Annotated in this window: 11 protein-coding genes; all 11 read left to right on the top strand. The window is 35.7% G+C overall.

Going from position 1 to position 16,329, the window contains the following annotated elements; genetic code table 11:
• The first annotated feature begins 165 nt into the window (after positions 1 to 165).
• The 11 genes from P2W65_RS25415 (at position 166) to P2W65_RS17040 (ending at position 16,063) form a co-directional block, all read left to right on the top strand.
• Positions 166 to 426: a nitroreductase family protein gene (locus P2W65_RS25415; RefSeq protein ID WP_353511543.1), complete on the top strand. Its 261-nt coding sequence runs from the start codon at positions 166 to 168 to the stop codon at positions 424 to 426.
• A 228-nt stretch (positions 427 to 654) separates the two neighbouring features.
• Positions 655 to 984 carry a hypothetical protein gene (locus P2W65_RS17085; protein ID WP_289659432.1) on the top strand — a complete coding sequence of 110 codons (330 nt, stop codon included), beginning with the start codon at positions 655 to 657 and terminating at the stop codon, positions 982 to 984.
• Positions 965 to 1,894, top strand: coding sequence for an FAD:protein FMN transferase (locus tag P2W65_RS17080; RefSeq protein WP_289659430.1), 930 nt, complete (start codon positions 965 to 967; stop codon positions 1,892 to 1,894). Before P2W65_RS17085 ends, P2W65_RS17080 begins: the two co-directional genes overlap by 20 nt.
• The gene (gene rsxC, locus P2W65_RS17075) at positions 1,873 to 3,147 is read left to right on the top strand and encodes an electron transport complex subunit RsxC (RefSeq protein ID WP_289659428.1); all 1,275 of its coding nucleotides are present in this window, start codon (positions 1,873 to 1,875) and stop codon (positions 3,145 to 3,147) included. The genes P2W65_RS17080 and rsxC overlap by 22 nt, the downstream gene beginning before the upstream one ends.
• On the top strand, positions 3,144 to 4,229 hold the full coding sequence (locus P2W65_RS17070; protein ID WP_289659426.1) for an RnfABCDGE type electron transport complex subunit D: 1,086 nt from the start codon (positions 3,144 to 3,146) through the stop codon (positions 4,227 to 4,229). The genes rsxC and P2W65_RS17070 overlap by 4 nt, the downstream gene beginning before the upstream one ends.
• Positions 4,230 to 4,254: 25 nt before the next feature.
• On the top strand, positions 4,255 to 4,890 hold the full coding sequence (locus tag P2W65_RS17065; protein WP_289659424.1) for a nitroreductase family protein: 636 nt from the start codon (positions 4,255 to 4,257) through the stop codon (positions 4,888 to 4,890).
• Positions 4,891 to 5,799: 909 nt separating this feature from the next.
• Positions 5,800 to 6,387 (top strand): phage tail protein, encoded by a 588-nt coding sequence (locus P2W65_RS17060; protein WP_289659422.1) that lies wholly within the window; start codon positions 5,800 to 5,802, stop codon positions 6,385 to 6,387.
• Between the two features lie 53 nt (positions 6,388 to 6,440).
• The gene (locus tag P2W65_RS17055) at positions 6,441 to 7,574 is read left to right on the top strand and encodes an ABC transporter substrate-binding protein (protein ID WP_289659420.1); all 1,134 of its coding nucleotides are present in this window, start codon (positions 6,441 to 6,443) and stop codon (positions 7,572 to 7,574) included.
• A gap of 15 nt (positions 7,575 to 7,589) precedes the next feature.
• Positions 7,590 to 14,033, top strand: a complete 6,444-nt coding sequence (locus tag P2W65_RS17050; RefSeq protein WP_289659418.1) for a T9SS type A sorting domain-containing protein — start codon at positions 7,590 to 7,592, stop codon at positions 14,031 to 14,033.
• A gap of 49 nt (positions 14,034 to 14,082) precedes the next feature.
• Positions 14,083 to 14,919: a hypothetical protein gene (locus P2W65_RS17045; RefSeq protein ID WP_289659416.1), complete on the top strand. Its 837-nt coding sequence runs from the start codon at positions 14,083 to 14,085 to the stop codon at positions 14,917 to 14,919.
• A gap of 283 nt (positions 14,920 to 15,202) precedes the next feature.
• Entirely contained in the window at positions 15,203 to 16,063 is an 861-nt protein-coding gene (locus P2W65_RS17040) for a helix-turn-helix transcriptional regulator (RefSeq protein ID WP_289659414.1), read from the top strand.
• Positions 16,064 to 16,329 lie beyond the last annotated feature (266 nt).

Genomic DNA, 16,329 nt, shown 5'->3' with positions numbered 1-16,329 from the left:
ATAATTAAAAAAACAGATAATTATTCTTTAAAGAACTTAAGTAATGATGAATTTGGAGTTGTACAGAGTACTAAAAAAAATGGAGTTACCTTTAAAAATGTTACAGAAAGCTAAGTTAAAATCTATTTCAGCTAGCTTAAATAGATTTTAACTTAGCTTTCTGTTTTGATTCTTATTACAAGAGCGCTAAATAGCACCGGAACATTACCTACTTTACTAGAATGTGGTTTTTTATTACAGAATATTATACTCGTAGCACATGCTCATAATCTTGGCACCTGCCCTCCGGGAAGAATTGTACCTTTTCTAAACCATAATAGCAACGCTAATTTAATTAGTTTATTCCATATTCCTTCGGAGTATGAAATAGCAATAACACTTGCGTTAGGATATCCGGACGAAAATCCCGAAGCTCCAATACGATAACAATGAGAAAGTAAAATATATTAGATAAAAGAACTTTTTACTGCCACATCAAATAAAATATTTTATTTAATACTGTTTATTTCTTAATAAAACTTAAAGTCTGCACCAATAGATCGATGACCAATTCAATTCATCATTGATAAATTCAATGAAACATTGATTTTACTTCTTTTCAATAGAGGAGTTTTATTTTTGAAAAGCCCCTATTATTGTAACTTTTCCATAAAAATGATTAAAATAAAAACGAAATATATTGCACTTTATGTTCTGGGAATTCTATTGTTGCTTTTCGGGCAACGCAGTTTCTGGGAAAGCCTTTTAAAGGAAGCAGAAGACAAAAAAGAAGCTCTAAAATTACGAAAAGAAGCACAAGAAGCTTTTTCTCAAAAATTCGAAGTTCAGAAACTGGAATATGATTCTGTTAAACGTGTATGGAAAAATAATGCATTATATTTTCAGACTATATATACTGGCAGTATCAATTTTAAGGCTCTGAAAAATAAAACCAAAACTGTAGTGGAAACAAACGATGACGAAAATGCTTCAGAAAGTTCCTAAACAATATTTGGCTCAGACACGAAGAATTTTTCATTGCAATTGTAAGATTAAAATTCCAATAGCATTTGGTGAACAGCTTTTGGAGAAATCCTTTGAAATCCTTGAAGAAATAGACCGAAAGTATAATTCGTATGTATCTGGTTCCTATTTCAGCATCATTAATGAGAAGAGAGGAAGCTGGGTTACTGTTGATCAAGATTGTATTGAGATGATCAGGACAATTCATAAGGTTTCGGTTATTACCAAAGGGCATTATGATATTACCTGTATGCCTCTGCTGAAACTCTGGGGATTTTATAAAGAAAATAGTCATAAGCTCCCGAAAAGTAATGAACTAAAATCTGCGCTTGAAAAAGTTAATTTTAGAACAATCCTTACGGACGGCCTGAACGTTAAAATAAATACGAATCAGGAAATTATTACTGGTTCTTTTATAAAAGCTTTTGCAGTTGACAAAACTATTGAATTTCTTAAAAAACAAGGAATTACAGATGCCATAATAAATGCGGGAGGCAGTACTATTTCAGCATTGAATGATGCTGATCATCCGTCTTGGAAAATTAACGTTCCAGATGCTTTTAATAAAGATGAATTTAAAACTGGGTTAGAAATTAATTCTCAGACTTTCAGTCTTTCGGGAAACGTAGATAATCATTTGATAATTGGCGGAAAAAAATATGGTCACATTCTGAATTGCATAACTGGATATCCTGCTGAAACCGCACAAACGGGAGTTCTCACAAAAAATGCCTTTTTAGGAGACATCCTTTCTACTGCGCTTTTTACAGTTCCCGCTGCAATGCTTGATGAGGTTACTGCCGAATTGAAAAAACATTTCGATTTTGATTATTTTATAATAGACAACGACAATAAAAAAACACTGACAGAATGCTTTCAATACCTTCGTTAAAGAAAGAGACTAAGAAGAAACAAATCTCCTCTATTGCAGATCCGATCGATTTTTATATACCGTTGTCAGGTTACAAAGGCTCGATGGAACCTGTTGTAAAAATTGGAGAAACTGTAAAAAAATATCAGGTACTTGCAACAGCCTCTAATACTGCCGGCGCAAAAATACACGCGCCTGTTTCAGGAATCATTAATGCTTTTACTTTTATTAGAAACAAAGCCGTTGTACATCTGATAAACGATTTTAAAGAAACGACACTTCCTGCTCCTCATTTTGATCCATCAGAAATAAATCTCGAAGTATTGCAGGAAATACTGCTAAATTGTGGTATTAAAGGAGCTGGAGGATCACAATTCCCTACACATTTAAAATATAATGTAGCCAGAGAAAAAATCAATACCCTGATTTTTAATGGTGCCGAATGTGAACCTTATTTAAGCAGCGATACTGCACTGATGAAATATGAAACCTCTGAGCTTTTGCAGGCTGCTAAAGTTTTGAAACATGTCCTTGGTGCTGCTGAAATAGTTTTTGGCATCGAAAAACATAATAAATCCCTCAAATCTCATCTTTTAGAAAATGCGCAGAAAATACAATTAGACATAAGAGTTAAGATTCTTCCTGATACTTATCCACAGGGAGGCGAATTGCAGCTTATTAAATCTATCACAAAACTAGAACTCCGAAAAGGAACTATTCCATCACAGCATGGTATTCTGGTCAATAACATCGGAACATTACGGGCGGTTTACAACGCCGTTTTCAAATCACGTCCTATGATAGACCGTATTGTTACCGTTTCTGGAAACAGTACATCCGAAACTGGAATTTTCAGGGTAAAAATAGGCACTCCAGTTGGCCATATTTTAAATCTGACTAACAACCAATGGAATCCCGAAAAACAGACAGTTGTTATGGGTGGTGCCATGATGGGAAAAAGCATTGATTCGCCCTTACAGCCAATAGAAAAAGGTTCTGGCGGTCTGCTGCTGCTGAAAAAACTGAAATCAACAGAAAACAACTGTATTAAATGTGGTCTCTGTATTGATGTTTGTCCACAGAAGCTGATGCCTCTGGAATTCGTAAGGCATAATATTGACAATGATCTTAAAACCCTTCGCACTTTTAACTTGCAGGATTGTATTGAATGCGGTGCGTGTGCTTATATATGTCCAAGCAATGTAGCACTAATGGAAAATATTTTTGAAGGTAAAATCAAATTGTCAGCATCGGCAAAAAAAACACTACAATGAAAACAGCACCTTTTATAAAACCTAAATTCAATGGCACCCAAATGGTGATGCTTGACGTTGTACTGGCATTGCTGCCATTAGTAGTTATTGCTTGTCTTGCTTATGGCAGTTTGGTAATGATGCAGTTCATAACTGCCATAACAGCAGCGTTTATTGCAGAATTTCTATTCTCAGCTTTTCTCTTAAAAAAATACAAGACTATACTAGATGGTTCCGCTTTGGTTACTGCGTTACTGTTGGTACTTACACTCTCACCGCTGGTTCCATTGCATATTGTAGCTTTCGGCGCTGTAGCCGCTATTTTATTTGGGAAAATATTGTGGGGAGGTCTTGGCAAAAACACTTTTAATCCCGCATTGGTTGGCAGAGAATTTATGAGTGTCTTTTTTTCTTCGGTCATGACATCTTCTGATATATGGAAAATCAAAGGGCTTGTAAAAACAACACCCGATCAGCTTTTTCAGATTACGGATCATTCGGTTATGGGAGAATATTTAAGTACAATACTTTACAAAACTTCTGGTGCAGTGGGCGAATATTCGATTCTTTTTATAGTTCTGGGCGGATTCTATTTGTTAATACGTAACAGGATTAGCTGGCACATCCCTTTTGGACTACTTGCTGTTTTTACACTTTTGCTCTGGTTTCCCGGAGGTGAACAGCTTCGTTATTCTGTGGCAGGCATCCTACTTGGCACTATATTTATGGCAACCGATATGCCTTCAAGCCCTGCAACTCCAAACGGCAAACTGTATTATGGCATGATGACAGGTCTGGTAATTTTTATATTAATCAAAGGCGGTGTAGAGTTCGAATATATGTCCTACTCTATTCTCCTTCTCAATGCTTTTTCACATCAAATCAGCATACAGTTTCGTCCTTCAGCATGGGGAGATCCCACCGACTGGAAACAAAAAATTGAGCCAGTTTTCAATCTTACTATTAAAATTTTAGGAGCAACCTTTGCAGTTCTTAGCCTCTATTATTATGAACTTATTCAATATGTTGTCTTCCTATACCTATTATACCTCATCACTAAATTCAACTTTTCCTTTTCAAAAAAAATTAACAATGCAATTTAAGAGTAAAAACATGAAAAAATTATTTGTGTCCGCAATAGCGGCCGTTCTGCTTTATGGATGCAGTGAACCCAAGATTGAACGTATCGTTTTTCAGGGCAGTTCAAGAGAAGCTATTGTCAGTAATATTTTAAAACGGAGATCTATTAGAAAATATACAACCCAGCAGGTTACACAGCAGCAGCTTGATACAATAATGAAATGTGCAATATATGCACCAAGCGCGCTCAACAAACAGACATGGGAAATTCGTGTAGTTCAGAATCAAAAAATCCTGGAGGAAATCAATAAAAGATTTCTTGCATTTGCACAAGGCAAAGAACTTCAAGGAAGTGCATCTCGTTACCGAGAAGAAGGTTTCAGTATTTTTCATCATGCCCCAACCTTAATTGTAATGGCAGGGGAAAAGGGAAGCAACTACACCAAACTTGACGCAGGTCTTGCATTACAAAATATATTACTCAGCGCCAATGCTCTTGATCTGGGTACCTGCCCTATTGGTTCTCTGGTGCCTGTATTGAATCTTCCTGAAAATGAAGACATTCTTAAACTATTAAATATTCCAGAAGGATATGAAGTTACGATCAATGTAGCTCTTGGTCATCCAGATGAAAATCCTGAAGCGCCAATTCGATACAGCGAAAAGGTTAAGATTATCAAATAGTTTCTTAGATGAGAAATTAATCCTATTTAACCACAAAACTTATCATCAATAAATTTTGATGCAGATAATTCCACAAATAATCTCTGTATTTATTGATAACAATTTGAACTTACAATTTTTTAAATTTTCTAAATATAACTCTTTAAAGAGATAACTAATAAGTAGTTATCTCTTTTTTTTTATCTGAATAAATATCCATTCATCACACTTTTACAATCTGATTTACTGTTCAATTTTTCACGAGAAATAATCTGTTTGAAATAATAAATTTAAAAAGTCTCTTTATCAGGAATTTAATCGAAACTGAAAGATTGTTCTAAATCCCTCTGGATATTTTTTTTCCTCTCTTACTTTATCGTAATTTTTGATACTAAATTGTTCATTTACAATTTGTATTATAGTTCACTACGTCGTCCTTTCGTCAGTTATAATGAGGAATAATATCTTAATCCTTTTGAATGCATTATCTAAGAAGAAAACGTTTGATTCAAAAGTAAAAGAGAATCAATCTTATTATTATAAAAAGACACAATATCTTTCTATTGATAGATTTAGATAGCTAAAATTCTTCTATCCTACTTGCCATATCAGCATTTATAAACAATTTTTAATGTGGATAATGTCAAAACTTAACTTTAATCGTTTTTAATTTCTTAACGTATAAAACTGTTTTCATCGTTCTTGATAAACATTTTTAAAAAATAGTTTGTCTCATCCCTCTTTTATCGACAAAATACTAATTTTTCCGACAAAATAAAAAAACACGTAAAAATACCTGATTTAAAAACACTTACATGTAATACCTTAGCAAAACCGTAAGAAAAGGATTATTTGTCATTTTTTTTAAAAGTATTCTTAAGTCTTATAATAAAACTAAAACTATCATTAACCTTTAAAATTAAAATAATTATGATTGAAGTTTACATTGGAGAAATCCATCTTTTTGCATTCAATTTCAATCCTGTCGGCTGGGCATTTTGTAACGGTCAAGCTATGGGAATTACTCAAAATCAAACTTTATTTGCCTTGCTTGGAACAACTTATGGAGGAAATGGAACAACTACTTTTAATCTTCCTGACTTGAGAGGGCGCAGTCCTATACACTTTGGACAAGGTCCTGGTTTAAGTAATGTTGTAATAGGACAAAATGCTGGTGTTGAAAACATTACATTATTACAAAGCAATATGCCTGCTCACGTTCACGCTCTTACAGGTGGAACTGTAGCTGTAACGTTAACTGCAAATTCAATTACAGGAGGAACAGTTTCTAATGAAACTGACAATGGAAATAATTCTCTTGCTTCTGGAGGCCAAACGGCAAACATCTATAGTGAACCAGGGACTGGAGTATCTAAAATTGGAGGAATTGGTGCAACTGCAGTTCTAGGCGGTAATACCGCAATAGCAGGAAGCACTATTCCATTCAGCATCCGTAATCCATATCTTGCTGTAAACATGTGTATTTCATTACAAGGAGTTTTTCCTACTCGCAACTAACAAAACAATAAAAATAGAGGCATTTACTGCCTCTATTTTTTTAATCTCAATTTATGGATAACGACATTAAAATAGGAGTTTTAATTCCAAAGTCAAAACAGTATCCCACAATAGACAAGGATTTTATGCGAGGGTTAAAACTTAATAATCTAAATGCAAAATTTTTTGTAGAAAGTATTGGTATTGGTGCAGACGAAAAAATGATAATTGACAAAATACAAAAACTGAATTTTCAGGAAGACATCTCGATTATCATTGGTTTTTTTGGTCATAAAAATATGTCAGAAGTTTATAACTACACTTCAAAAAATGATATTTTATTATTAGCTGCTGATCTTGGAGCAACATTGCCTTATGAAACACCAGCTTATAAAGGAGTTTATATTAATTCTTTTGGATTAGCTGAATCATGTTATCATTTAGGCCGTTATTTTACAAGTAAAAAATATGAAAAAATAGCAACCTCAACTTCTTTTTATGATTCAGGTTACGGCCTGTTGTCTGCAATAGAATATGCATTCAACAAACAAGACAATTTTTCAGGACATTACATTACGCCTTTTCAGCCCAGAGAAGATGAGGCACTTTATATGTCAAAAATTATTAACGAACAAAAGCCTGAAGTTGTTTTTGCTTTTTATAGTGGTTTATATGCTGAAGAAAATGCAGATTTTATAAGCCAAAATAAAATTGCACAACAATATCCTTTCTATGTAACTCCCTTTTTTATCAATGACAAAATTTTAGACGAGTACAAGAATAACCAGAACGATCTTTATGTAGTAAGCAGCTGGATGCAAAATGATACAGATACTTCAGAGTTTAACGAACTGTATCAAAACTCCTATTCAGAAAATCCAACTTATTTTGCAATTCTTGGATATGAAAACGGACTTATACTAAAGAACATCATGCTAAATGCAAAAAACCTAAGTGTCAAGTCTTTAATAGAAGAAACAGATCATTTACATATCGAAGGACCACGAGGAATTATAAAATTCGATAAGGATACAAACAGAACAACATTTAATCATTACATCTATGAATTAAATGTGAATTCTCTCAATAATATAAGCTTTAGAAAAATTGAAACATTTGTAAATGACGGACATTTTATTAAAGCTTTAAGTTCACTAAAAAAGCCTGATCATCAAAGTGGCTGGCACAATGCTTATCTATGTCACTAATCTAAATCTCGTATTATGAAAAAAAAACTACTCTTATTTATTATGCTCTTGTGTACATTCTTTGTACATCAAAATGCAAAAGCTCAAACTTTAGTGCCCGGTGATATCGCCTTTGTGGGATATCAAACGGGATCACCAAACGGAGATGGTTTCTCGTTTATTACTTTAAAAGAAATACCAGCAGGAACCGCTATATATTTTACAGAAAAAGGATGGGGCAACGGAGTTTGGGCCAACAGTACAGAAACACATTTATTGTGGAATGTACCGACACTTACACCTGTAGGAACTATCATATCAATAGTTGAAACAGCTGCAGATATTTTTACTGTAACAGGTACAACTCAAGCCTCTGTAACAATTGCGCAGGGTACAAACTTCAATCTTTTTGCTGGAGACCAAATCCTTGCTTATCAATCTCCAACAGGTTTTCCTGAACCGGCATCTCCAACATTTATTGCTGGTATACATGGCGATTATAATGCAACAAATTATGATCCGGTAACCACTTGGAATTTAGCTACTGTACCAGCATTAGGAGCCGAAAGCAGTTTGCCTCCAGGCTTAACAAATGGTGTAAACTGTATTTCTTTATTTCCTGCACCAGGGCCAGAAATTCCTAACAGTAAATATACTGGTACTTTAACAGGTTCAAAAGCTGAAATATTAGCCAGCATAAATAATCCTGCAAACTGGGCGCATCATAATACAAATGATTTAGGTATTACTCCAACAATTCCAACAAACTATCCTGCACCTAGTATTACGCTTGCTGTGGCACCAACCGTAACTTCTACTGTGGCAACAACTATTAAATCTGTTTCTGCAACACTTGGAGGTAATGTTACTGCTGATGGTGGTGATGCAACCATAGAAAGAGGAATTGTATGGGCTACAACAATCAACCCAACTATTGCTAATAATAAATTTCAAATAGGAACCGGAACAGGGTTATTTAGTAGTGTTGTAACAGGACTTCCTGCTGCAACAACTATTTATTTTAGGGCGTATGCTACCAATACCGGCGGAACCAGTTATGGAACTGAACTTAATTTTACTACAGGAGCTGCATTAAGCGCTCCGGCAACAATCGCTAAAACAAATGTAAGTTGTAACGGAGGAAATAATGGTACCGCTACAATTGCTGTAAGCGGAGGCACAACCCCTTATGCTTATTCATGGGCACCATCTGGAGGAACAAATCCAACCGCAACTGGTCTTGCTGTTGGAGTATATACCGTAACCGTCACTGATGGTGAAGGAACACAAATCACAAGATCTGCCACTATAACGCAACCAAGCGTATTAAATGCTACACCTTCTACTACAAGCGTAGCATGTAATGGAGGTGCAAATGGTGTTGCTGCGATATCAGCATCTGGAGGTGCTGGAGGCTACAGCTATTTATGGAATACTGGTGCAACAACAGCTGCAATAACAGGCCTTACAGCCGGAACATATAGTGTAACTGTTACAGATGCCAATTCTTGTTCCAAAACAGTGAATAATATTCAAGTAACACAACCAACAAGTGTAATAAGCGGAACAACTTCTTCTACTCCTGTTTCCTGTTTTGGAGGTTCAAATGGTACTGCAACTGTAGTAGCAAGTGGTGGAACACCCAGCTATACCTATTCTTGGGCACCTTCTGGAGGAACTGCTGCTACAGCAACGGGTCTTACTGCTGGAACTTACAGTGTTACCATAACTGATGCTAATGCTTGTACTCAAACAATAAATGGTATTGTTGTAGGAGGACCTGCTGCTGCACTTTCAGGAACTGCTTCTTCTACAAATGTTTCGTGCAACGGGGGATCGAATGGTACTGCAACTGTAGTAGCAAATGGCGGAACATCTGGCTATACCTATTCTTGGGCACCTTCTGGTGGAACTGCTGCTACAGCTACTGGTCTTACAGCGGGAACTTACAGTGTTACCATTACTGATTCTAAAGGTTGTACTGCTACTGTAAGTGGTATTGCTGTTGGCCAGCCAGCCGCTGTACTTAACGGTACTCCTTCTTCAACAAACGTTTCCTGTAACGGGGGAGCAAATGGTACTGCTACTATCACTCCAACAGGAGGAACGAGCTCGTATTCTTACTTATGGAGTAATGGAGGTACAACACAAACCATAACAGGCCTACTTGCAGGCATTTACAGCGTAACTATTACCGATGCAAATGCATGCAGCAGAACCATAAACAATATTATGGTAACACAACCGCCTGTATTAAATGCATCGCCTTCCTTAACAAATGTTTCCTGTAACGGAGGAGCTAATGGTACTGCTTCTGTAACTGCATCAGGAGGAACCAGCCCGTATACTTACTTATGGAGCAACGGAGCTACGACACAAAGCATAACAGGCCTAACAGCTGGTACTTACAGCGTAACAGTTACTGATGCAAATACTTGTACCAGAACTGTAAATAATATTATAATAACACAACCAGCAGTTTTAGATGGAACACCATCTACAACATCAGTTTCATGTAATGGAGGATCAAATGGTACTGCAAGTGTAGTAGCAAGCGGTGGAACACCTAACTATACCTATTCTTGGGCACCAACAGGAGGAACTGCTGCTACAGCCACTGGTCTTGCAGCGGGAACTTATAGTGTTACCATTACTGATGCCAATGCTTGTTCTAAAACAATTAGCGGTATTGTTGTTGGCCAGCCTGCAGCTTTAGTTGCTACGGCATCTGCGCAAACCAATATTTTATGTAATAGCAGTCCAACAGGATCTGCAACTGTTAGTGTTACAGGAGGAACTGGATCTTATACCTACTCATGGGCACCTTCTGGAGGAACTGCGGCAACAGCAACAGGACTTACTGCGGGAACATATACTGTGACAGTTACAGATGCAAATACATGCCAGACTACGCAAAGTTTTACTATTACGGAGCCAACAGCATTAGTTGCCTCACCACTTGCTCAAACTAATATTGCTTGTAATGGTGGTGCAACAGGATCTGCAACAGTTTCAGTTACAGGTGGTACCGGAGCTTATACTTATTCTTGGGCGCCTTCTGGTGGAACTGCCGCCACAGCATCTGGATTAACTGCCGGAACTTATACGGTAACTGTTAAAGATGCTAATTTATGCCAGACTACTCAGAGTTTTACTATTACACAACCTACAATTTTAGCAGCAACCACAGCTTCTACAGGTGTAAGTTGTTTTGGAGGAAGCAATGGTACTGCTAGCGTAACAGTATCAGGCGGTACACCTAGTTATACTTATGCGTGGGCGCCGCTTGGAGGTACTAGCGCAACTATTACCGGAAGACCTGCAGGAAATTATACTTGTACAATTACAGATGCTAACGGATGTACACTGGTTAAAAACATAACAATTGGATCACCTGCGGCATTCTCTGCAACATATACAAAAACAGATGTTTCTTGCAACGGAGGAACCAATGGTACTGCAACGATAACTGCAACAGGAGCAACTTCACCATATACTTATACATGGACTCCAACCGGAGGATCAGCTGCAACAGCAAGTGGATTAGCTGCCGGAAATTACACTGTTCTTGTCCAAGATGCTAATACATGCGTTTATACTGTGAATATAACAATAGACCAGCCAAGTGCTTTAACTGCCACTACATCACAAACTAATGTTCTTTGTAACGGAGGTGCAACTGGTACAGCAACCGTAGTTGCTTCTGGAGGAACAACAAACTATACATACTTATGGTCTCCAACTGGAGGAACAGCTGCTACAGCTACTGGTCTTACTGCTGGAAACTACAGCTGTTTAATTACAGATAATAACGGATGTACCTTAACTAAAACTTTTACTATCATGCAACCATCAGTTTTAGCAGCTACAACAAGCCAGATAAATGCAACTTGTTCAACAGGTGGTCAGGCTGCAGTAAATGTTAGCGGTGGTACTACACCGTATACTTACTTATGGTCAAATGGCGTTACAACACCAATTTCAACAGCCTTAAATGCTGGAAACTATAGTGTCATAATTACCGATGCAAACGGGTGTTCAATAACTAAAAACTTTACTATTAATACAACCAATACTTTAGTTGCTGCAACATCTCAATCTAATGTTTTATGTAATGGATCTAATACTGCGACTGCAACTGTAATTCCTAGTGGTGCTCCAGGCCCATTTACTTATGTATGGGCTCCTCTTGGAGGAAATACCGATACAGCAACTGGTTTAACTGCCGGAAATTATTCCGTAACTATTACAGCTTCTAACGGATGTTCTATTGTAAAAAACTTTACAATCACACAACCTACTGATATTAGTATTACACCTTCACAGACTAATCTATTATGTAATGGTGCAGTAACAGGATCTGCAAGTGTTGTCGTAACAGGTGGAACTGGGGGGTATACTTACTCTTGGGCTCCATCTGGAGGAAATGCAGCAACAGCAACAGGACTCGCTGCTGGAACATATACTGTAACAGTTACAGACGCTAATTTATGCCAGACTACTCAGAGTTTTACTATTACACAACCAGCAGCAATTGCAGCTACTACATCTCAAACTAATGTTTCTTGTAATGGAGGCACAAATGGCTCTGCGAATGTTGTCGTAACAGGTGGAACTGGTGCTTATGCTTATTCTTGGTCTCCTTCTGGCGGAACTGCTGCAACAGCAACAGGTTTAGCTGCCGGGACCTATACTGTAACAATTACAGATGCAAATTTATGTACTACTACTGCAGCTGTTACTATTACACAACCAGCAGTACTTAACGCAACAACAACTCAAACTGATGTTTCTTGTAATGGTGCAAATGACGGAACTGCTACAGTAACAGCAACTGGAGGAACTGGAACTTACACTTATTCTTGGGCTCCTTCTGGAGGAAATGCGGCAACAGCAACAGGTCTGGCAGCGGGAACATATACCGTAACAATTACCGACGCTAATTCATGTTTCCTTACAAAAACAGTAACTATAGGAACTACTCTAGATGTAACTGCACCAGTACCAAACGTGGCAGTATTACCTGAAATTAGCAATTACTGTTCTGTACTATCATCGCAAATTACAATTCCAACCGCTGTTGATAATTGTGCAGGAACAATAAATGGAACCACAGTTGATCCATTAAGCTATAGTACTCCTGGTACATATGTAATTAATTGGAAATATGATGATGGAAACGGGAATACGACAACACAGCTTCAAACGGTAAAAGTATTAGTGTCTCCGCTTAATGCAATAACATTCAACAACGCAGAATTTACTTATAACGGAAACGCACATTCTATTCAGGTAGCTAATCTGCCTGCTGGAGCATCGGTAAATTATTCATCAAATAATGGATCTGTGAATGCGGGAACTTATACAGTTACAGCAACTATAACACCAGCACTAACATCACCAAACTGTACTCCAATAGTTCTTACAGCTGACCTTGTTATCAAAAAAGCAGCACAACAGATTACTTTTGCTGCAATTCCAGTAAAAACACTTGGAGCTAATAACATCTTCAATTTAAGTGCTACATCAAGTTCAAACTTACCTGTAACCTATTCTTATACTTTTGATTCACCTCAAGCAGCAGCAACTGTTACAGCGGCAGGCCAAGTTACAATGGTGAGATCTGGCGAAATCTTAGTTACTGCTCATCAAGTTGGAAATACTAATTTTCTTCCTGCTCCAGATGTTTCTCAACTACTAGTAATATTGAATAACAACATTGATGTTCAAAGAATTACTATAGGAGAAAAAATATTTGAAAACCCAGCAAAAGTAATTAATCATATATTAGAGTGTGGAGAAACTAATCCGAACATTTCTATAGTAAATCAGTCAAATGCAACTATAACACCTTCAGCTAATTTTACAATTCAAACTCCTAAACCGGGAATTTATAACCAAAATGTAAATATTACATCTGAAGATGGAAGCACTTCTGCTGTTTATACTATTACTGTACAAAAACCATTTGCATTCTTTGATATCGTAAAAGTAAAATTCAATAATACTTTAATTATCAATAACAATCCGCAGACAAATGGAGGTTACGAATTTACTGCCTACGAATGGTTTAAAAATGGGCAATTGGTTGGAACTGGACAATACTATTCAGCTGGAGATGCATTAGGAAACTTATTAGATCCTTCTGCGAATTATATGGCAAAACTGACTACTAAAGACGGAAAGGTTTTACAGACTTGTTCAGCTCAGATTACGTTAACCAATTCATTCCAAGCTAAACTTTATCCTAATCCAATTAACACAGGAAAAGTAATTACTGTCGAAGCTGATCTTCCTAAAGAAGAATTAGAAAAAATGCACATCACACTATACTCTGTAACAGGACAATTAATTAAAACTGTTCAGTCTTCTTCTGTAAAAACTGAAATTCAATTACCAGAAACAAGTGAAGGAAACATGCTGCTTGTAGTTCTTGAAACACCAAATGTTCAAAAATCTTTCAAAGTAATTGTAAAATAAAAAACCTGCCGGTACTTTTTATCTAGTACCGGCATAATAACATCTTCAAATGAAAAAATATATAAAAGCATTTGCTATAATTGTGATAATTATTTCTACTGGGTTTAATAGCTTTGGCCAAGATAAGAAACAAGAATTTTCGATTTCACTGGGCGGTCCATTTTCATTTATAAAATCTTCTGGCAGCGAGTATGTCCCGGGAAACGGATTGAACGCTGGTCTGCGTTATTCTTATTACTTAAATGAAGGTATTAGTATTGGCATTGGCGTAGAATATCAAACGTATAGTTCTGGTTCAAAATTTGGCAATATTGCGAGTCAGTATAATGCAGTTGATGCAGAAAATGAGTCTTTTGAGTTTCGATATAAAGTAACCAATCTTAGAGAAGAACAAAAGCTTGGTTATATTAATATTCCTATCGGAATTCAGTTTGAAACCGAAGGGACTTCAAAATTGTATGTTGCTGCTGGTGCTAAAATTGGTTTTGCAGCAAGTGGTAGTTTTGAATCGACAATGGGAAATCTCACAACAAGCGGCTATTATCCTCAGTATAATGTAGAATTATTTGGTCCTGCTTTTGCCGGCTTTGAAAATGTCAATAATGTTCAGACTCCAAAACAGGATCTTAAAACAGATGTATCTTATTCTGCTACTTTTGAAACAGGTTTAAAGCAATCTATTGGAAAAAATAATGCACTATACATTGGCGTTTATTTTGATTATGGACTGAATAATATTTATAAGGACAAAGACGCAAAAAATTTAGTACAATACAATCCTGAATTACCTGTAGTTTTTAATTACAACAGCGTTTTTAATTCAGGTCTATCAAAAGATATGAGATTGGTTTCTTATGGATTGAAATTAAGAATTGCTATGCAGTAAAGAAGCTCTATAAAACTATGTTCTTTTACAAATTAAAGAATTGTGCAATCAAGGATAATAAAATGAAGATAAAAAAGCTGTGAATAATTATATTCACAGCTTTTTTTAACTTATTACCTCAAAAATAGGTACTATTACCTATAGTAATATTCCTATATATTGAATAAATTTACAGATAATATCTACAAGCCATAATAATATAAAGAAGTTATTATCTATTTTTCATTTCTTATGCAGTGTTAGAACTTAATACACATGCAAAAAAGCAACTAATAGCCCCAAAATGCTCGAAAAAAAATCTATAGTAATCGGATGTGATGATATCACAATATTGACTATGATATTAAACGCAATATCTATAGTATCTGACTATACATTTTCTACAGTTTCAGTTTCCAGAGGAGTTGATTTAAAAAATACTATAAATTCTTTAAGCCCTGATTTAGTAATATTAGGTTTTAAACAAAATCAGCTTGTTTTAAATGACACCTATTTTCCTTCTAACAAAAGGGATACTCCAATTTTATATTTGACTCAAAACTATGAATGTGAATCATTGTGCTGGTCAAAACAAAACATTGTATTCACCTATCCTTTTAATCAGATTAAGAATACTGATTTTTTAATTTATAGAATACGTTCTATCTTTCTTCTAAAAAAAACAGAATCTAAAAATAAACTTACATCATCATTTGTAGAAGTTGCTCTTCAAAAGAATGATCCCGATAAACTCAGCCATTATGTAATGGAACTTGATCAAAAAGTTGAGGTTCTCTTAAAAATTAAAGAGCGAATTTCTTATCTCTACCCCAACGTTGATGACGCAACAAGAATCGAATTGATGTCGATTGTAAATTCTATCAAAACAGTTGCCAACGATAATAAACTTTGGGATGATTTTAAAATCTATTTTGAACAATCAAATCCAAATTTTCTTCTGGCTCTTGCCAAAAAACATCCTTCGTTAAGCTCTAGAGATTTAAAATACTGCTGCTACATTAAAATGAATATGAGCAACAATGACATTACCAATCTTCTTGGCATCAATCAAGAAAGTGTTCGAACCCATAAGTATCGTCTAAAAAAGAAATTAACTCTTAAAAAGGAAGACGATATCATTTCATACCTAAGAACCGTTTCTTAAACCTTATTTTCTCATTTCTATCACAACGTATACTTTGTTGTGTTCTAAAGCAACAAAAAAATGCTTGTAAAATCTTTTGAAGTTCTTTTCAAAACTTTAACTATACTCCTATTTTTAAGGATATTTTTCTATACGCTATACAATAAATTTTAACCTAAAAAAATCAATCTGTAACAAAGCATAGACAAAAAAAAATCTGTCTACATTTTGTCTACAGAAACAAATAATAGTTTTTGATTTTGTCTACGAAAAGTATATTGCGAATT

The organism is Flavobacterium panacagri (assembly GCF_030378165.1).
Lineage (GTDB): Bacteria > Bacteroidota > Bacteroidia > Flavobacteriales > Flavobacteriaceae > Flavobacterium > Flavobacterium panacagri.
The sequence above is the reverse complement of the archived record's forward strand: the minus strand, read 5'-3'. Positions and strand labels throughout refer to the sequence as shown.

Bases quoted from the DNA above. Each gene is read 5' to 3' on its own strand.
- P2W65_RS17055 (WP_289659420.1), top strand. From the start codon at position 6,441: ATGGATAACGACATTAAAATAGGAGTTTTAATTCCAAAGTCAAAACAG.
- rsxC (WP_289659428.1), top strand. From the start codon at position 1,873: ATGCTTTCAATACCTTCGTTAAAGAAAGAGACTAAGAAGAAACAAATC.
- P2W65_RS17050 (WP_289659418.1), top strand. From the start codon at position 7,590: ATGAAAAAAAAACTACTCTTATTTATTATGCTCTTGTGTACATTCTTT.
- P2W65_RS17085 (WP_289659432.1), top strand. From the start codon at position 655: ATGATTAAAATAAAAACGAAATATATTGCACTTTATGTTCTGGGAATT.
- P2W65_RS17070 (WP_289659426.1), top strand. From the start codon at position 3,144: ATGAAAACAGCACCTTTTATAAAACCTAAATTCAATGGCACCCAAATG.
- P2W65_RS17045 (WP_289659416.1), top strand. From the start codon at position 14,083: ATGAAAAAATATATAAAAGCATTTGCTATAATTGTGATAATTATTTCT.
- P2W65_RS17060 (WP_289659422.1), top strand. From the start codon at position 5,800: ATGATTGAAGTTTACATTGGAGAAATCCATCTTTTTGCATTCAATTTC.
- P2W65_RS17080 (WP_289659430.1), top strand. From the start codon at position 965: ATGCTTCAGAAAGTTCCTAAACAATATTTGGCTCAGACACGAAGAATT.
- P2W65_RS17040 (WP_289659414.1), top strand. From the start codon at position 15,203: ATGCTCGAAAAAAAATCTATAGTAATCGGATGTGATGATATCACAATA.